The sequence below is a fragment of the Notoacmeibacter ruber genome, from assembly GCF_003668555.1.
GTDB classification, from domain to species: domain Bacteria; phylum Pseudomonadota; class Alphaproteobacteria; order Rhizobiales; family Rhizobiaceae; genus Notoacmeibacter; species Notoacmeibacter ruber.
Genome location: NZ_RCWN01000001.1, coordinates 1,970,438 through 1,992,591 on the forward strand (window position 1 = coordinate 1,970,438; position 22,154 = coordinate 1,992,591).

Genomic DNA, 22,154 nt, shown 5'->3' on the forward strand with positions numbered 1-22,154 from the left:
GGGCCGATCAGCTGAAATCGAGACCGAGATCGAGCACACCGACCGAATGGGTGAGCGCGCCGACGGAAATGTAATCGACGCCGGTCGCCGCGACCTCGGCAATGCGTTCCAGCCGCATGTTACCGGATGCCTCGGTCTTCATCCGACCATCCACCAGCCGAACCGCTTCGCTGAGCGTCGCGGTTTCCATATTGTCGAGGAGGACGTTGTGCGCGCCGCCCTCGTCCAGCACTTCTGCAAGCTGATCGAGTGTGTCCACCTCGATCTCGACCGCCATCATGTGGCTGGCGCCCGACTTCACCGCCTGCAACACGGCGCGGACGCCTCCGGCGGCGGCAATATGATTGTCCTTGATCAGAATGGCGTCCGACAGCGAATAGCGATGATTGAATCCGCCGCCATGGAGGACAGCCAGTTTCTCGGCAATGCGGAGGCCCGGCGTCGTCTTCCTGGTGCAGGTGATACGGGCCTGCGTGCCCGCCGCCTCACCCACGAACGCCGCCGTCTGCGTGGCGATACCGCTCATCCGGCCGGCGAAATTTAAGGCCACGCGCTCACCCATCAGGATCGAGGCGGCGTCTCCCTCGATCGCCATGACGGTCATGCCGGCTTCGCAGGCCTGACCATCCTCGACGATGGTGGAAACGACGAGATCGGGATCGACGAGACGAAAGGCAAGCGCTGCAATCGCCATTCCAGAGATGCGCCCGGCTTGCCGCGCGCGCATCTCGGCGCGCCAGCGCGTTCCGGCAGGGACGACGGCCCGCGTCGTAGCGTCGCCATAGGCGCCCATATCCTCCAACAAAGCGCCCCGAACCATGGGTTCGAGAACGAGATTGGGAACGCGCATGGCGAAAGCCTGGGTCATGTCGCCGGCTCTTTCTCTTCGACAGCAGTCCGGCGGATCGCCAAGGCCTCATCGAGCGTCATCATGGTTCGTTTGGCCAATTCCGGCTCGGGTGCCGGAAAGTCAGAGCGATAATGGCCCCCGCGCGATTCCTCGCGCTGCAGGGCCGCCGCTGCGATCAGCGTGGCCGTTGCAATCATATTGGAGAATGCATCGGAGGGCGCGGTTTCACGGTTCAGATCATCGATCTTCCGCAATGCTGCTTTCAGCCCTTCCGCATTGCGCACGACACCGACATGGTCGGTCATCAATCGGCGCAGTTCTGCAACAGCGGACTGATCGGCCAGCGCGCCCCCTTCCTCGAAGGAAACAGAGACGTCTTCGATGTCATTTCCGGGAATGCCGAGCGTCCTGCCCATATCTTCGGCGGCGCTGGACGCGATCACCAGCGCTTCGAGAAGGCCGTTGGATGCAAGCCGGTTCGCACCGTGCAGGCCGGTCGAGGCGACCTCGCCCGCGACCCAAAGCCCTTCAAGAGAGGTGCGACCAGACGTATCGGCGGCAACGCCACCCATATGATAATGCGCCGCTGCATTGACGGGGATCGGCTCGGCAACCGGATCGATACCAGCCTTGCGGCACGCCTCCGCAACGGCGGGAAACTGGGTCAGCACCTTTTCGCCAAGCGCTTTCCGGGTATCGAGCATGGGCCGAAGACCCTGCTGGCTCTGGCTGAAAATGGCGCGCGCCACGATATCGCGGGGCGCAAGCTCCTTGTCGGGGTGAATGCCCTCCATGAAGCGCTCGCCACGCTCATTGACGAGAATCGCGCCTTCCCCACGAAGAGCCTCCGTCGCCAGCGGCGCAGGATCGATGCCCGCGTCGATCGCGGTTGGATGAAACTGAACGAACTCCGGATCACCGATGACCGCACCGGCGCGGGCGGCCATGCCGATGACGTGTCCCCGGATGCGGGGCGGATTGGTAGTGATGGCGTAGAGGCCTGCCGAGCCGCCGCCCGCCAGAAGATGGGCCGAACCCCGCAGCAAGACCGGCACTGTCGATGGCTCCGACGCTCGCTCGATATAAACCCCGGTGACGCGACCGTCTTCGACTTCGAGGCCGCTCGCCAGCGTATCGGTCAGCACCTGGATCGAGGGAGTCTGAAGGACCTTTTCGACAAGCGTCGCCATGACGGCGCGACCTGCCTGATCTCCCATCACCTTGGCGATGCGGGGATGGCTATGCGCAGCTTCCAGCCCGAGCGAATAGTTGCCGTCGGACCGGTCGAAGGGTGTTCCAAGCGCGGTGAGATGGCGCACATGCTCCGGCGCAGCGGCCGTCACGAAGGCCGCGACGATCGGATCGACCGTACCGGCCCCTGCGATCTCCGTATCGTGAGCATGTTTCGAGGGCGCATCGCCTTCGCCGAGCGATGCGGCGATACCGCCCTGAGCCCAGGCCGAAGACGCGCCCTGCCCCAACGTTTCAGGCGAAATGAGAACCACCGGGCGCGGCGCCAGATTGATGGCGGCATAAAGTGCCGCAAGGCCCGCGCCGATGATGACGACACGTTCTGTTTCGATCGTTCTCTGCTTCATCCCCCCGGGCCGCCTCTCAATTCTTCAACGTGGCGGAAAGATCGATCATCTTCTGCACACTCAGCCGCGCCTTCTCGGCGACCTGCGGATCGACATGAACCTCGGGGCTCATTGTGTGGAGGCTCCAGAGCACCTTCTCCAGAGTGATCTTCTTCATATAGGGGCACATATTGCACGGCTTGGCGAACTCGACCTCCGGCAGGCTGTCGGAAATATTCGAAGCCATAGAGCATTCCGTCACCAGCATCGCCTTTTTCGGCTTGTTGTCGCGCACCCAGCCGATGATGCCGGAGGTCGATCCCGTAAAGTCGGCTTCGGCCACGACATCGGGCGGGCATTCCGGATGAGCGATGATCTTCATCCCCGGATCGCTTTCGCGATAGCTCTTCATATCGTCCGCCGTGTAAAGCTCGTGGACGATGCAACTACCCGGCCAGTAGACGACATTCTTCGTCGATTGCGCCGCAACGTTCTGTGCCAGATACTGGTCCGGTGTCATGATGACCGTGTCGCTCTCCATGCTTTCCACGATGGAAAGGGCATTGGACGAGGTGCAGCATATGTCGGACGCCGCTTTCACTTCGGCTGTCGTATTGACATAGGAGACCACCGGCGCGCCGGGATATCTGGCGCGCATCTCCTCGATGCCTTCCGCTGTTATGCTTTCGGCAAGCGAGCAACCGGCACCCGTATCCGGAATGAGAACGGTCTTCTCCGGATTCAGGATCTTGGAGGTCTCGGCCATGAAGTGAACGCCGCACTGGACAATCACCTGCTGCTTGACCTTGGTCGCCTCGATAGCGAGCTGAAGGCTGTCGCCAACGAAATCGGCGACCCCATGATAGATATCCGGCGTCATATAGTTGTGCGCCAGAATGACGGCATCACGTTCCTTCTTCAGGCGGTTGATCGCCTCGATATAAGGGGCATGAAGCGCGAACTCGGCCTCGGGCACCACACGGTCCATGCGCTCATAGATTTCGCCCATATCTTTCGCCCGCGCCATGGAAGGCGTCAGGTCGTAAGCATTGGCCAGTTCGGTCTGCATGGTCGCCATATCGGTCATCGCGATCTCCGTTCGGAGGAAGGGATGAGCTTCATCTAGGCAATAGCGGCGGCAAAAGCCATTATTTTTCGCCGAGTGCCCCGAGCGCAAAACGCAAAATAGGCTGCCAAGTCAGGTCGATGGCTCATTGCGGCTTCAGGATGAGCGGCAGACCTGCCGCCACGAACACCACCCGGTCGGCCAGTGCCGCCATGCGCTGATTGAGAAGACCCTGCGCATCACGAAAGCGGCGGCCAAGCGCATTTTCCGGCACGATCGAAAGGCCCACCTCGTTCGACACTAGGACCGTCGCTCCGGTCCGGTGCCGGAGGACGTCTTCAAGAGCATCTGTCGCTGGTTCCGGATCGCGATCATTCAGCACAAGGTTGCTGAGCCAGAGCGTCAGACAATCGACCAGGACCGGCGCCTCCGTCGGTATCTCGTCAACCGCCCCGGCCAGGTCCAACGGTGCTTCGACCGTTCGCCAACCTGTGTCACGCCGCTGCCTGTGCATCGCAATCCTCGCCTCCATCTCGGCATCGAAAGCCTGTGCCGTTGCGACGTAGAAAAGGGGTGGAAGCTCATCGGCCAGCAATTGCTCGGCATGGCGGGATTTGCCGGATCGAGCTCCGCCAAGAACCAGAGAAATGCGTTGCTGCGTCACGTAAAGTCCTTTTGCGCCGTGCCGGCGGATCAAAATTATTCATCCCCTGCTAGGAGCGAATGCCGCGCAGGAGAGCGAAGTCGGTCCTAACAGAAAAGCCCCGCTTATGCTCCCCGCTATCGACCGGGCGTATCGCCTCACCGGGCTGGACGTTCCTTTTCGCAAGGTCACATAAGCGTCAAGACTCAAATGCGGCGATAAGAGGAGGCCTGCCCCTACATGACATCATCCGCATTTTCCGAATGGTTCAACGCCGACTACCCCATCATTCAAGCTCCGATGGCGGGCGTCACCACGCCGAAACTGGCTGCCGCAGTTTGCGAGGCCGGAGCGATCGGCGCGTTGGGACTTGGTGCGATGAACGCGGATACCGCCAGAAAACATGTCGAAGAGTTACACTCCATGACGGCGAAGCCATTTATTCTCAACGTCTTCTGTCATGCCGACAAAGCCTCTGACGATGAGACCGAGCGAAACTGGATCACGACTCTTTCCAACGAATTCGAACGCTTCGGCAAAAAGCCGCCCGAAGAGCTGACGACGCCTTATACGCCTTATCAGGATGATCCGGCCATGCAGCGTCTTATGCTGGAGCTGCAGCCGGCGGCGTTGACCTTCCATTTCGGATTGCCTGGCGACGATCATATCGAAGACCTGAAGAAGGCCGGCATTCGTCTCGGCGCGACGGCGACAAATGCCGAGGAAGTGCGGTTGATCGAGAAAAAGAGACTCGACTTCGTCATTGCGCAGGGTTGGGGCGCGGGAGGTCATCGCGGTGTTTTCGATGCGTCCGCTGTCGATGAAAAAATGCCGACCGACGCCGTTCTATCCGTCTGTCTGGAGGAGACCGATCTGCCAGTGATCGCCGCCGGAGGCATCATGACCGGCAGCGATATCGCGACCTTCCTGGGGATGGGCGCCAGCGCCTGCCAGCTTGGCACCGCTTTCGTCGCTTGCCCGGAAAGCTCCACCGCACCAGTGCATCGTCGGTGGCTTGCCGACCCTGACCGTGAAACGGTCATGACGCGAGCCATATCGGGCCGTCCCGCACGCGGTTTCGTCAACCGGCTGACCGCCATTGGCGATAAGATCGGCGAACCGGCCATACCGGCCTACCCGCGAGCCTACAGCATCGGAAAGGCGCTCCATGCGTCCGCCGCCACTCATGACAGCGATGCTTATGGCGCCTTCTGGGCGGGGACAGGCCATGTAAGATCGCGGCCCCTTCCCGCCGGGGAGCTCGTCGCGACACTGGTTCGTGAATACGAAGCCGCCTTGGAGCGCGGAGTCTAGCCGGATCAGGCGACTTCTTCGGGCGCGAGTTGTTCGGCACGCGCCAGTTCGCGCCTGAGCCGGGCCGCCTCTTCGGCGGATGGCGCCGCAAATCGGGCAAGGAGCAGATAAACGACCGGCGTCAGATAGAGCGTCGCAACCGTCGAGAGACCAAGCCCGCCGACGATGACGTAGCCGAGCGCATTGCGCGCCTCCGCTCCGGCCCCGGATGAGAGGATGAGAGGCACGGCGCCGAAGATCGTAGAGATCATGGTCATCATGACGGGCCGCAGACGCAACACGGCGGCTTCCTCCACCGCTTCGCGCACGCTCCGCCCCATATTGCGCAGCTGGTTGGCGAACTCCACGACCAGAATGCCGTTCTTGGCCATGACGCCGACGAGAAGCACCAGCCCGATCTGACTGTAGACGTTGAAGCTGACCCCCAGCAGCGCCATCGCCCAGATCGCGCAGGCAAGGCCGATCGGCACGGTCGCCATGATAATCAGCGCCGAGAGAAAACTTTCGAACTGCGCCGCGAGGACGAACAGCACAATCAGGATGGCAATACTGAAGGTCACGATCAGATCCGTGGTCGACTTGTCGAGAACAGCCGCCTCCGAAAGCGGGATCATTCGCACTCCGCTTGGCAGAAGCGGCTCGGCGATCGCCGTCAATTCATCCAGCGCGGTTGCAAGAGCCATATCATCGGGGGAAACCGTGACGGTCACGGCACGCTGCTGTTCTTCGCGATCCAGCGACGAAGCCGCCGACGTCTCGGTCAGGCTTGCGATGGAGGAGAGGGGCACCATCCGGTCGCCATTGGCTTTCAGATAGATGTTCTCCAAGTCGGTCGGATCGTTGATCGGGCGGGTCGTCGAGACCAGCTTTACCGGAAAGGCCCGGTCGGCGATGAAAACGCTCCCGACCTCGCGGCCATCGAGCATCGCCTGAATGGCGGTTGAAAGTCCCGAGAAATCAATGCCGAGATCCGAGGCGCGCTCGCGGTCGATCTGAACCGACAATTGCGGCGTGGAGGCGGAGTAATTCTGCCGCGGATTGGAGAAGCGCGGATCCGCCTTTAACTGATCGACCAGATTTTCCGCCGTCTCTCCAAGAACGCGATAGCTCGGACCGACCAGCGCGACGCGCAGGCCTCTGCCTGCTCCGCGAATACCCAGGGAATTGGGCTGGATAGCGAATGCTCTTACACCCGCCACCTCTCCGACGGCGGCGTTGATATCATTGACGATATCGTTCTGGCTGCGCTCACGCTCTTCCCAAGGCGCTAGCGTCAGCACCATGAACCCGCCACCCCGATTGCTGCCGGAGAATGAAAAGATGTTCTGAACCTCGCCTCTTTCGCGCAACGGTTCGAGAAGCGACTCGATCTGCTTCAGCTTTCCTTCGGTATATTCCGGCGCAACGCCTGAGGCGACACGAACCGAGAGAAGGGCAATGGACCGGTCTTCCTGGGGCAGAAGTTCGCGGTCGACATTCTGAAAGGCGATCCAGGCCGAGGCGGCAAAGGCCAGCATGGCCAAAATGATTGCGAAGGGAAAGGCGAGCGCAAAACGCAAAGTCGAGGCGTAAAGCCGCTCCAGATAGGAGCCAAAGCGCCGGGCGAGGCCGGGAGCCTTCTCTTCACTCTCGTTCCGCGCCTTCAACATGCGCGATGCCAGCATCGGGCAAAGGGTCAGGGCGACGAAACTGGAAAGTGTTACTGAAAAGGCGAGCACGAAACCGAATTCGCCGAACAGGCTGCCGGATTGTCCGGGAAGAAACGAGACCGGCACGAAGACCGCGATCAGGGTCGCGGTCGTCGCGATGACGGCGAAAAACACTTCCCGAACACCAAGGACCGCAGCGGCGCGAGGACCGAAACCGGCATTGCGCTTTCGCACGATGTTCTCCAGCACGACGATGGCGTCATCGACCACCATGCCGGTCGCCAGAACCAGCGCCAGCAAAGTCAGGATGTTGATCGAAAAGCCGGCCAGCCATATGGCGCCGAAAGTGCCGAGCAGGGCCACGGGTATCGTCACCGTGGGAATGAGGGTCGCCCGCCAGTCCAGAAGGAACAGGAAGATCACGACGACCACCACTGCCACGGCAATCAGCAGGGAGTTACGGACCTCCGTGATCGCCCCCCGCACAAAGGTCGCATCATCGCTGGTCACACGGATCGCGACCCCGTCGGGCAGCCGCTGCTGGATCTCGGCGACGGCGGCGCGCACGCCATCGGAAATCGTCAGCGTGTTGGACGAGGCCTGACGGATGACGCCCATTCCGACACCAGTCTGCCCGTTGGCGCGCAAGTTGGAGCCTTCCAGATCAGGCCCGAGCGTCACCCGCGCCACATCGCCAAGTCGCACGCGGTCAGCGAGAATAAGGGCTTCGAAATCCTCCGCCGAGGTGACATCGGCCTGGGCCCGGACGACGAGGTCCTGCCCGCCGCTGGTCAGCGAGCCTGCCGGCACGTCGAAGGAAAGAGAGGAAAAAACGCTGGTCAGGTCGCCGGGCGAGAGTCCGCGCGCCGCAAGCGCATCAGGATCGAGATCGATCAGGAATATCTTTTCCTTCTCGCCATAGATCTCGATATCGGCGACACCCTCCACCGCGTTGAGTCGGTCCACAACCTCATCTTCGACGAGAACCGTCAGATCGGCCACGCCAAGCCTTTCCGACGTTACAGCGATGCGCATGACCGCCTCGGCGTCGGAATCGGCTTTCACGATCCGCGGTTCCTCAGCATCGTCCGGCAATTGATTGACGACCTGTGCGACTGCATCTCGAAGATCGGCGGCGGCAACCGAAATATCGGTCGAGGAGGAAAACTCCGCCATGACACGGCTGCTGCCCTGCGACGAAGACGAGGAAATCGTCTCAACGCCGGAGATGCGCGCGGCTGCGGATTCGATAACGGCTGTGATCTCACGATCCACCGCTTCCGGCGCGGCCCCGCTCCAGTCCGTCCGAATACTGACCACCGGGCGGTCGACATCGGGGAGTTCGCGGACCTCTCCCCCATAGATGCCGGCAAGACCGGCAACGATGATGAGAAGATTGACGACGAGTGCGAAGACCGGACGGCGGATGAAAAGGGCCGTCCCGCTCGTCGCAATTTCCGCCGGTGACGGGCGGGAGGCAGCGGAACCGCTATCGGTTCGGGTCGTATCGCTCACGACTAGTCGTTCCGCTCGGTCTGGGTCGGTTCGATCGACGCCGTCGAGCCACCGGCTCCGGCCTCGTCAATGCGAACACCGCCGCCCTCGCGAACGCTCTCCACGCCTTCCTGGACCACAAGCGTACCGACCGACAGGCTGTCGCTGGCAACGAGCACCTGCTCGGCATTGCGCTGGACGATCGAAATGGGAGCGCGTCCGACCTTGCGGTCGTCATCGAGCGTCCAGACATAGGCGCCGTCGGTGCTCCACTGAACCGCTAGCGGCGGCACGGAAAGGCGAGGATTACCTTTCAGTTCGAAGCCGATACGAAAGCTCATGCCGGGGCGCAGAAGCCCCTCTTCATTGGGTATCTTTCCGCGAACGCGCAATGTGCGGCTGGCCTCTTCGAGACGGTTGTCGACGCCGACGATCTCGCCTTCGAAGGAACGGTCAGGCACGGCGTCGGTCTGTGCCTCAAAGGCCTTGCCAACCACCATGGAGGCCGCGAGGCGTTCCGGCACATAGAACGTCACCTGCAGAGAAGAGAAATCCTCGATCCGCACGATATCGCTACTCGTGGTCAGCATCTCGCCGGGATCGATTTCCACTATACCCGCGACGCCGTCTATTGGAGCTTCCACACGGCGCTGCGACAGATGAAACTTCGCCTCCTTCAGTTCCACCTCGGCCGTCGCCAGATCGGTCCGGGCCTGATCCGTCTCGACACTGGAAATGGTGCCGCGATTGCTGAGCCTGCCGTAACGTTCGACCTTTTCCCTAGCCTGATCGACGGCAAGCTGGGCGCGTTCCACCGCGAGTACTTCGGCGTCGTCCTGAAGCTGAATGATAAGATCGCCGGCCTGGACTTTATCGCCCGTCTCGACCTCGATCGATTCGACCTGACCGGCCTCGTTCGGTCTCAGCGTGACCGAGCGCAGCGACAGCCCCGTACCGATGGTGCTGAAGCGTTTATCCATGGAGGCCTCGCCAACCTCCGCAACCGTCACGAGCGGAGCAGCGCCGAAACCGCCCATCCGCCGGCCGCCACCCCGTGGCCCTCCTGCCGCGCCCTCCTGCTCCGTTTCCGGTGTCAGAAAGGTCAGCGCGCTCAGCCCGGTATCGTTCAGGACGCTCCCGGCATTCGGATCGAGCCGCAGCCAGATTGCCGAAGCAACCACCACGACCAGAAGACAAGCCATGACCTGTTTGAGGAAAGTGATTAGTCGCAAGGGCTCCGCCGGGGCATGAATGGATCTGTCAGACAGCCAATATAGACCAGGACGAGCGCTTTTTGTCTTAACATTCGGAGAGAAAGGTAAGGTGCAAGCACCCGCCTCGCCGACCCGATCGGGCCTGCCTCTTCAGCCCGCGCTCTCGTGAACCAGATCGTGCATGAAGGCGAGTTTTCTCATGACCGCTTTATTGAGGACGAATGGGTAGAGGTCCGGCTGCCCCATGGAGCGGTTGATCGCATTGGCCGCTATGGTAACCGGAACCCAGGACTCCACGAGAGCGGCGGCACTAGCGGCATCATATCCGCTTCGCACATCGTGCACGGCAGCCTGTTCGCCAGAAATCGCTTCGGTCGCCGCGGTCACGAGGCCATAGGCCCGCGCCGTTTCGATCGTATCCGTCATGTGCAGATAATGGGCCCAGGTCTCGGCAAAATCCTCCCAGGGGTGCGCCGTCGCATAGGAGGAAATGTAGTGGTCGGCCCAGTCTGCCGGCGCACCATTTTCATAGTGCTTTTGCAGAGCCTCGCCATAATCGGCCCGCTCGTCGCCAAACAATTCACGGAAGGCGTCCAGTCGGTTGCCGTCGCGAACGAGTATGTCCCAGTAGTAGTGCCCGACCTCATGACGGAAATGGCCTATGAGAGTGCGGTAGGGCTCGCCCATGGCCTTGCGGTTGGCTTCGCGAATCGCATCGTCGCCTTCGGCGATATTGATCGTGATTAGGCCCTCATCGTGCCCGGTCAGCACGCGATTGACGGTGCCGTCCGGCAATTCCTCATCGGACAGGAAGTCGAAAACCAGAGGCTCCGCCACAGCATCGCCGGGTACGGGATGCGGCAGGCCCCAGCGCCGTATAGAATAGAAAAGCGCTCGTTTGCCCGTCTCAAGAGCCGTCCACTTCTCCTGATTGCCTTCGACGCTCAGATCCGGAATGGTCCGGTTATGCTGGCAGCACGTGCAGCGCTCGTGATCCGTCGTCGCGTCGATAAGCCAATTGCAGGCAGCGGTGGAATGGTTGCGGCAAAGCCGGAATGTGCCATCCGCAGTGCCGATGGCGTGCCAGGCGCCATTGCCATCATCCTCCAAAGCGACCATCTGCGTGGTCGCCGGATCAAATCCGAGACGGCGATCGCAGTGGCCGCAAAAGTGATTGTCGAAATAGACTTCCTCGTCGCAGGACGAGCAGTAGAACCGTTTCATGCTTTTTCCGAAATGAAGAGGCGGATGGCCATAGCACCGGACAACGACGCAATCCCGGAAGGGTTGCCATGCTGGACAAAAAAGTGCGCACGGCAGCAAACTCTTCCGAATTGTGCCATTCGGTATTAGAACGCGCCGCTTTGTAGCCCAGACAGGACCCTTAGCCGATGCAATCCGACACTTCCGCACTCGTCCTTTTTTCCGGCGGACAGGATTCGACCACTTGCCTTGCCTGGGCGCTGGACCGCTACGAGCGCGTGGAAACCGTCGGTTACGATTATGGACAGCGCCACTCGGTGGAACTGGAGTGTCGGAAAACGATCCTGGAGACCATCCGCCGCGATTTTCCGCAATGGGCCGACCGGCTTGGAGAGGACCACCAGATTCCGATGCGTGAACTCGGCGCCATCTCCGAAACGGCGATGACGGAAGAGGTTGAATTCGAAACTGGCAAGCAGGGCCTGCCCAACACCTTCGTCCCCGGTCGCAATCTACTCTTCTTTACCTATGCGGCGACGATCGCCTGGCGGCGCGGCATTCGTCATCTGGTGGGCGGCATGTGCGAAACCGATTATTCCGGCTATCCGGATTGCAGGGACGATACGCTTAAGGCGCTTCAGGTCACGCTCAATCTCGGCATGGAGATGCGCTCGGTGGTTCATACCCCGCTCATGTGGCTTGACAAGGCGCAGACATTCGCCATGGCGCAGGAATTGGGCGGGTCCGCCTTTCTCGATCTCGTGGTCGAGCACAGCCATAGTTGTTACCGGGGCGATCGCACCCATCGGCATGAATGGGGATATGGGTGCGGAACCTGCCCGGCATGCGAATTGCGGGCCAATGGCTGGCAAAAGTTCACGGCAGCAGAACGATGAGCTACGCGGTCAAGGAAATGTTCTACACCCTGCAGGGCGAAGGCGCACAGGCGGGCCGGGCCTCGCTCTTTTGCCGCTTTGCCGGCTGCAATCTGTGGACCGGGCGCGAGCAGGATCGCCATAAGGCGATCTGCCAGTTCTGCGATACCGATTTCATTGGCATGGACGGGCCGGGCGGTGGCCGCTGCGCCACGCCGAAGGACCTTGCCCAGCAGGCGCGTCGAATGTGGGACCAGACCGCGGCGTCACAAAGCGGCAAGCCCTATATCGTCTGCACCGGGGGCGAACCGCTGCTCCAGCTCGACGCCCCGCTGATTGCAGCGCTGCATGAAGCCGGTTTCGAAATCGCCGTCGAAACGAACGGCACGATTGCTGCGCCGGACGGAATTGATTGGATCTGCGTCAGCCCCAAGGCCGGCAGTGAACTGGTGCAGACACGTGGCAACGAATTGAAGCTCGTCTGGCCTCAACCGCCCTTTTCCCTGGAGCAGTTCGAACCACTCGCCTTCGATAAATTCTACCTGCAGCCGATGGACGGGCCTGATGTCATCGCAAATACGCAGCTTTGCGTGAAGACATCGATGGCGCGCCCACAATGGCGGCTTTCGCTGCAAACGCACAAGATGATCGGCATTGCCTGAGGAGAGCCTGTGACAAACGCCTATCGCATCACGCGCCGCATCGGAATCGACGCCGGTCACCGCATCCGCCTGCACGGCAGCAAATGCCGCAATCTGCATGGGCATCGCTACACGATCGAAGCCGTTTGCGAAGCGCACGAACTGGCGGGGAGCGGCGAGCAGGCGGGCATGGTGCTGGATTTCGGCTTTCTGAAGGACGAGATGATGGCCGAGATCGATAGCCCTTGCGATCATGGCTTCATCGCCGAGGCCGCCGACCAAGACCTCCTGACCATGTTTGCGCCGAAGAGCGAAGACGCAGGCGCATTCATCGATACGCTTCGCCAAGCCGTTGAGAAACAGGGCTTTGCCCAGACGGTGGAGACCGCCCTCGGCACGAAACTCTATGTGATCGGTCCGCCGCCCACGGCAGAGAATCTGGCGCGCCACTGGTTCGAGCGGCTTGCGTCACGCGTCGAAAAGCGAAGCGAAGGCCGTGCGCGGCTCGTCAAACTCGTCGTCTGGGAAACGCCGAACTGTTCCGCGGAGTGGCCGGCGAACTGAGATTAGCCGTCAGCGGAAAGTGATCGCCTCTCGCGCTTCCAGTTGATCGACCAGTTCCGACACGCTCTTTTCGATCGTCGCACGCGGCTCAGCCAATTCGTCTTCCACGGCGTCCAGGATCGGGCCCATCGCCGTTTTGCCGTCCACTTTCAGGAGAAAGGCTTCGGGGATACCACGCGCGTTGAACGCTTCTTCGCCATCAATGAGAACCAGCAGGCCTGTGTCGCCGACGACCCGGTACTGAAAGGCGTTCGTAAAGGCCGGGATAGCACTATGGTCGATCATTACGGCCTCCTGAATGTTCAAGCAGCGCCTTCACATAGGCCTCGCCCGATCCAAAGGAAGAGTCGGCAATGGCGGGAGGATTGTTGTTCGAAAGGCCCGATGACCGGGCGATATCCTCCAATGCCGTCGCAAGCTCCGGCCACTGCGAGACAGGATTGCCCGGCAGAAGAACAGCGACGCTTTGTCCTGCCTCGGTTCGCCCGGCGACGGCTCGCAGGATCGCCTGGAGAAGGTCGCCATCCAGACCGATGACACGCCGCTCCGCTTCTCTACGCCCCAGTTCGAGAATAGCGGAGGGCGTCTCTTCCACGTGCAGAATGCAATCGGCCGATTGCAACGCGCCGAGCGCGCCAAGCGTCAGCCCCGTGACTTCGCCACCGGAGGCCTGCCCCATCCCGACCAGAGAAATCGTCGCGCGCGGCCTTTCAGTCCGGATGGACTCGATCTCGGAAACCAGATCATCCTCCATCCGCTCTTCCGGGGCGGGACCAAAGACCCGCGCTGCGAAAGCCTGCCAGAAGGACCGTCGCTCGGGGCCGATAGCCAGCCGCTCATTGACGGTGGGGCGGATGCGCTCCGCCAGCTTGGCCCATGCTCCGAGCGCAGGGCCTAGAACCGCTTCCACGCGCTGGCGCACGGCCTGCCCGACAATCGGCGCCGCCCCATCGGTGGAGATGGCGATCACGACCGGGGATCGATTGACAATGGTCGAGAACTGAAACTGGCACCAGCTGGGCTTGTCGATGACATTGACCGGCACACCCGCAGCCTGCCCGGCGCACTTGAGCGCCCATGCTTCCCCGTCAGTCGCCGCATCTCCGATCAGGAGCGCGGCGTTGGCAAGATCGTCGAGTGCCCAGGCGCGGCGGACGATCTCAAGCGTTCCGAAGCCCGACTGCTCCGGCCGCTCCGCCAGCGCCTCCATCTCCTCGCCGACCTCTGCGGCATAGACGGTGACAGCAGCGCCTGCGGCGCGTACCAGTTCAGCCTTCCAGGCAGAAGGAGCATCCCCGCCGGTCACAATGACCCGCCGTCCGTGCAACTTCATGAAAATCGGCAGAACCGCCAGGGGTTCGATCCGCGGCGGCGCGGACGACCTGCCACGCCGCCTCGCCTGCCTGTCCTTATCCGAACGGTTTTGCGGATCGTTCATTGACTTTCCCGGATCGATTCAGTGCCCTTCTAAAGGGTCCCATGGCCGAGGGCCAACCCGGCAGAGCACGACTGCAATCGCAGAAGTCCGGCCAAACATAGGGCGACGAAACAAAATGACCGAAGCAAAACGTCTGGGCGTCGACGAAATCGACGCGCTTATCCCTTCCCTCTTCGCGCCCTGGATCGCCGATATGGGTCTTCATCCCGTCGCGATCCGCTCCGATGGCGCGGACTTTCGGCTGGCTGAAAATCCGCGGCTCGTTCACGGCGGCGGCATCATCTGCGGACAGGCCACCGCCGCGGCGGCAGACACCGCCTGCGTCCTGACGCTTGCATCCCATAATGGACGTTTCAGACCGGTGACCACCGTGTCACTCACCTGTCATTTCATCAGGCCTCTGCCGCCGGGCGCAGCCGACGTCTCGGTGACGATCGAATCCAACGGCAGGCGCATGGCTTATCTGCGCACCGAAATCCGCTCGGCGGGCAGCAGGAAGCCCGCCGTCAGCTTCGTCGGCAGCTTCATGTATCTCAGCGACTGACTGGCCCGTTCCCTCAGTCCTCCCGGGACGCATTCATCGTATGAAGCGTATAGCCGGCCACCTGATCGCCTTCGGAATCGGTGATGCCGACATGCCAGAGGACTTCGCCATACCCCTTTCCGGTCGGACGCTTTTCCTTGACCGTAAGGGACACGGAGATGGCCTCGCCAAAATAGACGGGTTTGGTGAAGCGCAGATCCGAAAGGCCGGTATTTGCGAGGGTCGGACCGGGATCGGGATGAACGAAAAGTCCGGCTGCGAAGGCAAGCAGGAGATAGCCATGCGCGACACGCCCATCGAAGAACGGGCTGGCCTTGGCCGCTTCCTCATTCATATGCGCGTAGAAGGTGTCGCCGGTGAATTCCGCGAAATGCTCGACATCCTCTTTCGTGATCGTGCGCGGCCCTGCCGTAATGCTCTCACCGATGCGAAGGTCCTCGAATTTCTTGGCGAAGGGATGAACATCCGCATCGGTCTTCGCAGCACCGGGCACATACTGGCCGGTGACAGCGGCGATCATGTCGGGGCTGCCCTGCACAGCGGTCCGCTGCATATAATGCTTGACGCCCCGCATGCCGCCAAGCTCCTCGCCACCGCCGGCCCGGCCCGGCCCCCCATGCACCAGAAGCGGCAAGGGCGAGCCATGACCCGTCGATGCCTTCATGGAATCGCGGTCATTCATGTAGAGCCGGCCATGCCATGCCCCGGCCCCGATAGCGACACGGCGCGCCACGGTCGGATCATGCGTAATCAGCGATGCAACCAGGCTGCCTTTCCCGCGATTCATCAGCGAAACCGCATGGTCGAGATCGCGATAGGGCATGATGGTGGAAACCGGACCGAAGGCTTCCGCCTCATGAACCTTATTGGCCGCGTCCGGACTGTCGCAGCGATACAGCATGGGTGAAACGAACGCACCGTTCTCGACGCCATCGCCATGAAGTTCAGGATCGTCCGTGCCGAAGACACGCTTGGCCTCGGAACCGATCATCGCCGCTTTTTCGAGCACATCCTTCTTCTGATCCGCCGAGGCGAGCGCACCCATGCGGACACCCTCAAGTGCCGGATCACCGATCGCGATTTTCGAAAGCTTTGCCGAGATTGCATCGACGAGTGGGTCGACCATCCCTGCGGGCGCGATGACGCGGCGGATGGCGGTGCATTTCTGACCGGCCTTGGCGGTCATTTCGCGAACGACCTCCTTCACGAAGAGATCGAATTCCAGCGCATCGGTGGTGACATCCGGCCCGAGAACCGATGCATTCAGACTATCTTGTTCAGCGATGAAGGGCACCGAACGCGCCATCAAATTCGAGTTCGAGCGCAGCATCAGAGCCGTTTCGGCCGAACCGGTAAAGGAGACGAGATCCGATGCGTCCAGCCGGTCCAGAAGATCGCCCGTTCCGCCGGTAATGAGCTGGAAAGAACCATCGGGAAAGGCACCGCATTCGATCATCATCTGGAAGCACGCTTCGGTGATGTATGCGGTAGCTGTCGCCGGCTTCACGATGGCGCTCATGCCGCCCAGCAGCGTCGGGGCCAGCTTTTCGAGCATACCCCAGACCGGAAAGTTGAAGGCGTTGATATGCACCGCAACGCCCTGTCGCGATGTATAGATGTGATGGCCGAGAAACGTACCGTCTCTGGACAGCATCTCCAGTTCGCCGTCCGGCAGGACCACATCGTCCGGCAAGGTTCGGCGGGCCTTGGACGAAAGAGCGAAAAGAGTGCCGATGCCGCCATCCACGTCGATCATCGCGTCGCCGCGCGTCGATCCAGCGAGAAGCGACAAGTCGTAGAGCCTGTCCTTTCTTTCGCTAAGATAGAGCGCCAGCGCCTTCAGTGCGGCTGCTCTCTCGTGAAAGGTCATTGCCCGCAAGGAGGGGCTGCCCCGCTCGCGGCCTTCATCGAGCATCGCCTGATAATCGAGCTTCGCTCCCGCTCGCGCTATGACCTCTCCCGTGACAGCGCTGCGAATATCGCGCGCGCTACCATCTGCACCGTGCCACTCACCGGCCACGAAGCTGCGCAATTCCATGATGCTCATCGTTTTCCCTCCCTAGCAGCCCAAGCCCGAAACAGGGTTCAGGCTACGAATATTTCATTATTACTATTGACCGCCCGGTCGGTTTATTCAAGTCTACTCTCGTGGAGGCATGGCACGGGAGGAATGGTGCCCTGCTTTCCTTGGGAACAGGGAGGAGGTTCCGAATGGCCGCTCAACAGTCTGTCCTGACATCTCTGGATGCAGGCCTGTTCACGATCACGTTGAACCGTCCGGACAAGCTGAACAGCTTCAACGATGCCCAGCATGTGGTCTTTCGTCAGGCCCTGACCGAAGCAGCGGAGAATGACGAGATCCGCGCCGTCCTGCTGACGGGAGCAGGCAGCGCCTTTTGCGCCGGTCAGGATCTGGGCGATCGCGATCCGCGAAAGATGGGCGGTCCGCCCGACCTCTCAGCCACTTTGCGGGACCTCTACAATCCGAGCCTCTCACTGATGCGCAGCATGCAGAAGCCAATCATCTGCGCTGTGAACGGCGTGGCGGCGGGAGCCGGCGCCAATATTGCGCTGGCCTGCGACATCGTGCTGGCCGCCAGAAGCGCGAAATTCATCCAGGCGTTTGCCAAGCTCGGCCTCGTCCCGGATGCGGGCGGCACCTGGTCGCTCGCCCACCTGATCGGGGAGGCCCGCGCGAAAGCCGTCGCCATGACGGCCATGCCGGTTTCCGCCGGACAGGCCGAAGAATGGGGGATGATCTGGAAAGCCGTGGATGACGATCGACTGATGTCCGAAGCCACCCGATTGGCGAACCAGCTTGCGGAGGGGCCGACCTACGGCCTCGGTCAGACCAAGCTGGCCATTCAGGCAGCGGCGACAAACAGCTTTACGGACCAACTGGCGCTCGAAGCAGACCTTCAGGGCGATTGCGGGCGCACGCCCGATTACGCCGAGGGCGTGACCGCCTTCATGGAAAAGAGGCCGGCCCGTTTCACGGGCAGGAAGAACTGAGATGACGCTCTCGCCGCAAGAACGGGCAGAACGCAGCGCCGAAGCGATGTGGGCGAACGATCACGCCAGCCAGCATTTCGGTTTTTCGCTTGAGGAAGTCGGGCCGGGACGGGCCACATTGGCATGGACGATCGAAAGCCACCACGCCAACGGCCACGGCATCTGCCATGGCGGCATGATCTTCGCCCTTGCCGACAGCGCCTTTGCCTTCGCCTGCAACAGCCACAATGCGGTGACTGTCGCCCAACACAACAGCATCACATTCGTTGCACCCGGCCGGGTGGGAGACCGGCTCAAAGCGTCAGCGCGTGAGATCAGCCGAACAGGCCGCTCAGGCATCACCGATGTGACGGTTGAGCGCGAAGACGGCACCATCATTGCGCATTTTCGAGGCCATTCGAGAACGATCGGCGGCACGCTCTTTTCCGAGGAGGAAGAGCGGACCATTGCCGATGGGAGGAGTGAAACATGAAAGATCTGACGCCAGAAAAATCGACGCTCGATCCGATCGAGACGGCTTCACGCGATGAGATTGCAGCCCTTCAGCTCAAGCGGCTGAAATGGTCCCTTGCCCACGCCTATGAGAATGTACCGCATTATCGGAAGGCGTTCGACGACGCCGGTGTTCACCCCGACGATTTGAAGGACCTCTCGGATCTGTCGAAGTTTCCCTTCACGGTGAAGGACGATCTGCGGAAGAACTATCCGTTCGGCATGTTTGCCGTGCCGCGCGATCAGGTCAATCGTATTCACGCATCGTCCGGCACCACCGGAAAGCCGACCGTGGTTGGCTACACTCGAAACGATCTGGATATGTGGGCCGATGTGGTGGCGCGTTCGCTACGCGCCTCGGGAACGCGTCCCGGTGACGTGGTCCATGTCGCCTACGGATACGGGCTCTTCACAGGCGGTCTCGGCGCCCATGCCGGGGCGGAAAGGCTGGGCTGCACCGTCGTTCCGGTCTCGGGTGGCATGACGCCCCGGCAGGTTGCGCTCATCGAGGATTTCCAGGCGACAACAATTCTGGTGACCCCGTCCTACATGCTCAACATTCTGGAAGAGTACAACAAATGCGGACTGGATCCGCGACAGTCGCCGCTTCAGGTCGGCGTTTTCGGCGCGGAGCCGTGGACCAATGCGATGCGCACGCAGATCGAGGACGCCTTCGATATGCACGCCGTCGATATTTACGGTCTGTCGGAGGTCATCGGCCCGGGCGTAGCGAATGAATGCGTCGAGACGAAAGACGGTCTTCACATCTGGGAAGACCATTTCTATCCAGAGATCGTCGATCCAGAGACAGGCGAGGTTCTGCCGGACGGTGAAAAGGGCGAACTGGTCTTCACCTCGCTGACCAAGGAAGCTCTGCCGATCATCCGCTATCGCACGCGCGACCTAACCCGACTGCTGCCGGGCACGGTCCGCTCCATGAGGCGCATGGAAAAAGTTACGGGCCGCTCCGACGACATGATCATACTGCGTGGCGTCAATGTCTTCCCGACCCAGATCGAGGAGCAGCTACTGGCCGTGGCCGGCCTCGCCCCTCACTTCCAGCTCGAACTCTCCAACGATGGTCGAATGGACGCGATGATGGTTCATGCCGAAACCATCGACGAGGGGACCAGCGCGGCGCACCGCGCGGCTCTGTCGGACATGCTTCGCTCACGCATCAAGGATGTGATTGGGATCAGCTGCACCGTCAGGGTCGACAGGGCGGGCAGCGTTGCCAGAAGCCAGGGGAAAGCTGCGCGGATCGTCGACAACCGGCAGAAGGGCTGACTATCATCCCCTCGTCAGAAGGAAGCAGGCAATGGCGCGAGCAAAAGCGGCCGATCATGAAGAAAAGCGGGCCGCGATCCTGCAGACGGCAGCATCGATTTTTGCGGAGAATGGCTACGACGCGGCCTCGATGCGTGATCTCGCCAGTGCGTGCGGCGTCAGCAAAGCGCTGATCTATCATTATTATCCGTCCAAGGAGATGCTGCTCTCCGACGTGATCGGGGCCCATCTGGAGGCGCTCCTCTCCGCCATCGAGACGGTCCCCGCCGACGGCGACCCGGAACGGCGCTTGCGAATGGCGACATCGGCCATCCTGGACAATTACGATGAAGCCGACGCGGAGCATAAACTCCAGCTCAACGCCTTGTCGCGCCTGCCGGAAGACGAACAGAAGCATCTTCGCCAGTTGCAGCGCCAGATCGTGACGCGCATGGAGCAGGTCGTTCACGCGCTGGCCCCGGCCCGCCTTGATGACGAGCCGGCCCTTTTGCGCCCGCTGACCATGAGCCTCTTCGGCATGCTGAACTGGTTCTATCTGTGGAAACGGGGCGGCGGCATTTCGAAAGAGGCTTATGCCGACATGGTGGCAGACCTCTTTATTGGCGGCATGGAGCGAGCCATCCGCGAGGAGAGCACGGCAGACACCAGCGATAAAGTTCGAAACGCATGATCGTGCGGTGGAACGCTAACCGTCATCGGTCCGCATATGCCTAAAATAAGTTCAGTGATTATTTTTTAGACAAGATGTCCGCTCTGCATGCAGCAGGGCACTTCGCGGTTCGGCCCGAGTGTCTTCGGCCTCGAACTTTTGAAGCCTTGTCCAAACACAATCTTTTCGCGTGCGCTCCTCCCTCGGGACAAGTTGGCACGAGTCCTGCAAAGCGGTTTTGGTGCAACCGCCCTCTGGAGGACATTCTGAATATGAACCGTTTCGCTCGCCAACTCGGCCTCATCGCGCTCGGAGCCACCCTGACCGCGACCACCGCAATGACCGGCGCGAAGGCGCAGGACGATACGATCAAGGTCGGTATTCTGCATTCGCTCTCCGGCACCATGGCCATTTCGGAAACGACCCTTAAAGACGCCATGCTCATGCTGATCGAAGAGCAGAACGAAAAGGGCGGCGTCCTCGGCAAGAAGCTGGAAGCCGTGGTCGTCGATCCGGCTTCCGATTGGCCGCTCTTCGCAGAAAAGGCGCGTCAGTTGATCGAGCAGGACAAGGTCGCCGCCGTCTTCGGTTGCTGGACCTCCGTTTCACGCAAATCCGTGCTTCCCGTCTTCGCCGAACTCGACAATATTCTCTTTTATCCGGTCCAGTATGAAGGCGAGGAAAGCGAGAAGAACGTCTTCTACACCGGGGCCGCACCGAACCAGCAGGCGATCCCCGCGGTCGACTATCTGATGGAAGAGGAAGGCGTGGAACGCTGGGTCCTTGAAGGCACGGATTACGTCTACCCACGCACGACCAACAAGATCCTTGAGCAATACCTCAAGGATCATGGCGTTGCGGCTGAAGACATCATCGTCAACTATACGCCCTTCGGCTTCTCCGACTGGCAGACCGAAGTCGCACGCATCAAGGATTTCGGCTCCGCCGGCAAGAAGACCGCCGTCGTTTCCACCATCAACGGCGACGCGAATGTTCCCTTCTACAAGGAACTGGCCAATCAGGGCATCGAGGCGCAGGATATTCCGGTCGTCGCCTTCTCGGTCGGCGAAGAGGAACTCGCCGGCATCGATACCGAGCCTCTGGTGGGGCACCTTGCGGCATGGAACTACTTCCAGAGTGTCGATACGCCGGAGAATGAGGCGTTCATCGAAAAATGGCATGAGTTCACCGGCAATGAAGACCGTGTGACGAACGACCCCATGGAAGCTCACTACATCGGCTTCAATATGTGGGTGAAAGCGGTCGAGAAGGCCGGCACCACCGATCCGGATGCCGTGATCGATGCACTGCCAGGCATTGAAGTGCCGAACCTGACCGGGGGCACCGCGACGATGCTGCCCAACCACCACATCACCAAGCCGGTGCTGATCGGTGAAATCCAGGATGACGGTCAGTTCGAAGTGGTTTCCGAGACCGATGAGCTTGTGCCCGGCGATGCCTGGTCCGACTTCCTGCCGGAAAGCAAGAAGCTTGAGGCCGACTGGGTCGATCTGAAATGCGGCAATTACGATACCGAGGCGGAGAACTGCCTTGGCGAAACCGCAATGGCAGACACCGAGGAAGAAACAGAAGCCAACTAGGACGGCCTCCGCGACCGCTTCGGGACCGCTCGCAGGACCCG

At 61.1% G+C, this 22,154-nt stretch carries 20 protein-coding genes; 10 read left to right on the forward strand and 10 right to left on the reverse strand.

Going from position 1 to position 22,154, the window contains the following annotated elements; translation table 11 throughout:
- Nucleotides 1–7: 7 nt before the first annotated feature.
- The 4 genes from nadC to cobU all read right to left on the reverse strand — a co-directional run bounded on the left by nadC (nucleotide 8) and on the right by cobU (nucleotide 4,190).
- Nucleotides 8–868, reverse strand: coding sequence for a carboxylating nicotinate-nucleotide diphosphorylase (nadC, locus tag D8780_RS09400; protein ID WP_121645355.1), 861 nt, complete (start codon nucleotides 866–868; stop codon nucleotides 8–10).
- Nucleotides 865–2,448, reverse strand: coding sequence for an L-aspartate oxidase (locus tag D8780_RS09405; RefSeq protein WP_121645356.1), 1,584 nt, complete (start codon nucleotides 2,446–2,448; stop codon nucleotides 865–867). The genes nadC and D8780_RS09405 overlap by 4 nt, the downstream gene beginning before the upstream one ends.
- Before the next feature lie 16 nt (nucleotides 2,449–2,464).
- On the reverse strand, nucleotides 2,465–3,514 hold the full coding sequence (gene nadA, locus D8780_RS09410) for a quinolinate synthase NadA (RefSeq protein ID WP_121645357.1): 1,050 nt from the start codon (nucleotides 3,512–3,514) through the stop codon (nucleotides 2,465–2,467).
- 124 nt (nucleotides 3,515–3,638) lie between these two features.
- A complete protein-coding gene (gene cobU, locus D8780_RS09415; RefSeq protein WP_245412316.1) occupies nucleotides 3,639–4,190 on the reverse strand; it encodes a bifunctional adenosylcobinamide kinase/adenosylcobinamide-phosphate guanylyltransferase in 552 nt (183 codons plus the stop codon).
- A gap of 186 nt (nucleotides 4,191–4,376) precedes the next feature.
- Here cobU and D8780_RS09420 point away from each other — a divergent pair, with 186 nt between their 5' ends.
- On the forward strand, nucleotides 4,377–5,450 hold the full coding sequence (locus D8780_RS09420; protein WP_121645358.1) for an NAD(P)H-dependent flavin oxidoreductase: 1,074 nt from the start codon (nucleotides 4,377–4,379) through the stop codon (nucleotides 5,448–5,450).
- Nucleotides 5,451–5,455: 5 nt separating this feature from the next.
- On the opposite strand, the gene D8780_RS09425 is transcribed toward D8780_RS09420, so the two are convergent.
- The 3 genes from D8780_RS09425 to D8780_RS09435 form a co-directional block, all read right to left on the reverse strand.
- Nucleotides 5,456–8,614: an efflux RND transporter permease subunit gene (locus tag D8780_RS09425; RefSeq protein ID WP_342633430.1), complete on the reverse strand. Its 3,159-nt coding sequence runs from the start codon at nucleotides 8,612–8,614 to the stop codon at nucleotides 5,456–5,458.
- A 2-nt stretch (nucleotides 8,615–8,616) separates the two neighbouring features.
- Nucleotides 8,617–9,825 carry an efflux RND transporter periplasmic adaptor subunit gene (locus tag D8780_RS09430; RefSeq protein ID WP_147440304.1) on the reverse strand — a complete coding sequence of 403 codons (1,209 nt, stop codon included), beginning with the start codon at nucleotides 9,823–9,825 and terminating at the stop codon, nucleotides 8,617–8,619.
- A gap of 132 nt (nucleotides 9,826–9,957) precedes the next feature.
- Nucleotides 9,958–11,031: a zinc-binding metallopeptidase family protein gene (locus D8780_RS09435; RefSeq protein ID WP_121645360.1), complete on the reverse strand. Its 1,074-nt coding sequence runs from the start codon at nucleotides 11,029–11,031 to the stop codon at nucleotides 9,958–9,960.
- A gap of 167 nt (nucleotides 11,032–11,198) precedes the next feature.
- Between D8780_RS09435 and queC the strand changes: the two genes are divergently transcribed.
- Genes queC through D8780_RS09450 form a run of 3 tightly spaced genes read left to right on the forward strand, consistent with a single transcriptional unit; the run spans nucleotide 11,199 to nucleotide 13,090 of the window.
- Nucleotides 11,199–11,906: a 7-cyano-7-deazaguanine synthase QueC gene (gene queC / locus D8780_RS09440; protein WP_121645361.1), complete on the forward strand. Its 708-nt coding sequence runs from the start codon at nucleotides 11,199–11,201 to the stop codon at nucleotides 11,904–11,906.
- Nucleotides 11,903–12,547 (forward strand): 7-carboxy-7-deazaguanine synthase, encoded by a 645-nt coding sequence (gene queE, locus D8780_RS09445; RefSeq protein ID WP_121645362.1) that lies wholly within the window; start codon nucleotides 11,903–11,905, stop codon nucleotides 12,545–12,547. Before queC ends, queE begins: the two co-directional genes overlap by 4 nt.
- 9 nt (nucleotides 12,548–12,556) lie before the next feature.
- Nucleotides 12,557–13,090, forward strand: coding sequence for a 6-pyruvoyl trahydropterin synthase family protein (locus D8780_RS09450; protein ID WP_121645363.1), 534 nt, complete (start codon nucleotides 12,557–12,559; stop codon nucleotides 13,088–13,090).
- A 9-nt stretch (nucleotides 13,091–13,099) separates the two neighbouring features.
- Here the strand turns inward: D8780_RS09450 and D8780_RS09455 are convergent, their stop codons facing one another.
- Entirely contained in the window at nucleotides 13,100–13,375 is a 276-nt protein-coding gene (locus D8780_RS09455) for a hypothetical protein (protein WP_121645364.1), read from the reverse strand.
- Nucleotides 13,362–14,528, reverse strand: a complete 1,167-nt coding sequence (locus tag D8780_RS09460; RefSeq protein WP_121645365.1) for a siroheme synthase — start codon at nucleotides 14,526–14,528, stop codon at nucleotides 13,362–13,364. The genes D8780_RS09455 and D8780_RS09460 overlap by 14 nt, the downstream gene beginning before the upstream one ends.
- A 115-nt stretch (nucleotides 14,529–14,643) precedes the next feature.
- Between D8780_RS09460 and D8780_RS09465 the strand changes: the two genes are divergently transcribed.
- Nucleotides 14,644–15,072 carry a PaaI family thioesterase gene (locus tag D8780_RS09465; RefSeq protein WP_121645366.1) on the forward strand — a complete coding sequence of 143 codons (429 nt, stop codon included), beginning with the start codon at nucleotides 14,644–14,646 and terminating at the stop codon, nucleotides 15,070–15,072.
- A gap of 13 nt (nucleotides 15,073–15,085) precedes the next feature.
- On the opposite strand, the gene paaZ is transcribed toward D8780_RS09465, so the two are convergent.
- Nucleotides 15,086–17,119, reverse strand: coding sequence for a phenylacetic acid degradation bifunctional protein PaaZ (paaZ, locus tag D8780_RS09470; RefSeq protein WP_121645367.1), 2,034 nt, complete (start codon nucleotides 17,117–17,119; stop codon nucleotides 15,086–15,088).
- Between the two features lie 164 nt (nucleotides 17,120–17,283).
- Between paaZ and paaG the strand changes: the two genes are divergently transcribed.
- The 5 genes from paaG to urtA all read left to right on the forward strand — a co-directional run bounded on the left by paaG (nucleotide 17,284) and on the right by urtA (nucleotide 22,113).
- Entirely contained in the window at nucleotides 17,284–18,084 is an 801-nt protein-coding gene (gene paaG / locus D8780_RS09475; protein ID WP_121645368.1) for a 2-(1,2-epoxy-1,2-dihydrophenyl)acetyl-CoA isomerase PaaG, read from the forward strand.
- 1 nt (nucleotide 18,085) lies between these two features.
- The gene (gene paaI, locus D8780_RS09480) at nucleotides 18,086–18,556 is read left to right on the forward strand and encodes a hydroxyphenylacetyl-CoA thioesterase PaaI (protein ID WP_121645369.1); all 471 of its coding nucleotides are present in this window, start codon (nucleotides 18,086–18,088) and stop codon (nucleotides 18,554–18,556) included.
- A complete protein-coding gene (gene paaK / locus D8780_RS09485) occupies nucleotides 18,553–19,863 on the forward strand; it encodes a phenylacetate--CoA ligase PaaK (RefSeq protein ID WP_121645370.1) in 1,311 nt (436 codons plus the stop codon). The genes paaI and paaK overlap by 4 nt, the downstream gene beginning before the upstream one ends.
- A gap of 31 nt (nucleotides 19,864–19,894) precedes the next feature.
- Nucleotides 19,895–20,533, forward strand: a complete 639-nt coding sequence (locus tag D8780_RS09490) for a TetR/AcrR family transcriptional regulator (RefSeq protein ID WP_121645371.1) — start codon at nucleotides 19,895–19,897, stop codon at nucleotides 20,531–20,533.
- Nucleotides 20,534–20,784: 251 nt separating this feature from the next.
- On the forward strand, nucleotides 20,785–22,113 hold the full coding sequence (gene urtA, locus D8780_RS09495; RefSeq protein WP_121645372.1) for an urea ABC transporter substrate-binding protein: 1,329 nt from the start codon (nucleotides 20,785–20,787) through the stop codon (nucleotides 22,111–22,113).
- Nucleotides 22,114–22,154: the final 41 nt, after the last annotated feature.

Coding starts and splice junctions, on each gene's coding strand:
- nadC (WP_121645355.1), bottom strand. CDS start 868: ATGACCCAGGCTTTCGCCATGCGCGTTCCCAATCTCGTTCTCGAACCC.
- D8780_RS09405 (WP_121645356.1), bottom strand. CDS start 2,448: ATGAAGCAGAGAACGATCGAAACAGAACGTGTCGTCATCATCGGCGCG.
- nadA (WP_121645357.1), bottom strand. CDS start 3,514: ATGACCGATATGGCGACCATGCAGACCGAACTGGCCAATGCTTACGAC.
- D8780_RS09420 (WP_121645358.1), top strand. CDS start 4,377: ATGACATCATCCGCATTTTCCGAATGGTTCAACGCCGACTACCCCATC.
- D8780_RS09435 (WP_121645360.1), bottom strand. CDS start 11,031: ATGAAACGGTTCTACTGCTCGTCCTGCGACGAGGAAGTCTATTTCGAC.
- queC (WP_121645361.1), top strand. CDS start 11,199: ATGCAATCCGACACTTCCGCACTCGTCCTTTTTTCCGGCGGACAGGAT.
- queE (WP_121645362.1), top strand. CDS start 11,903: ATGAGCTACGCGGTCAAGGAAATGTTCTACACCCTGCAGGGCGAAGGC.
- D8780_RS09455 (WP_121645364.1), bottom strand. CDS start 13,375: ATGATCGACCATAGTGCTATCCCGGCCTTTACGAACGCCTTTCAGTAC.
- D8780_RS09460 (WP_121645365.1), bottom strand. CDS start 14,528: ATGAACGATCCGCAAAACCGTTCGGATAAGGACAGGCAGGCGAGGCGG.
- D8780_RS09465 (WP_121645366.1), top strand. CDS start 14,644: ATGACCGAAGCAAAACGTCTGGGCGTCGACGAAATCGACGCGCTTATC.
- paaZ (WP_121645367.1), bottom strand. CDS start 17,119: ATGAGCATCATGGAATTGCGCAGCTTCGTGGCCGGTGAGTGGCACGGT.
- paaG (WP_121645368.1), top strand. CDS start 17,284: ATGGCCGCTCAACAGTCTGTCCTGACATCTCTGGATGCAGGCCTGTTC.
- paaI (WP_121645369.1), top strand. CDS start 18,086: ATGACGCTCTCGCCGCAAGAACGGGCAGAACGCAGCGCCGAAGCGATG.
- paaK (WP_121645370.1), top strand. CDS start 18,553: ATGAAAGATCTGACGCCAGAAAAATCGACGCTCGATCCGATCGAGACG.
- D8780_RS09490 (WP_121645371.1), top strand. CDS start 19,895: ATGGCGCGAGCAAAAGCGGCCGATCATGAAGAAAAGCGGGCCGCGATC.
- urtA (WP_121645372.1), top strand. CDS start 20,785: ATGAACCGTTTCGCTCGCCAACTCGGCCTCATCGCGCTCGGAGCCACC.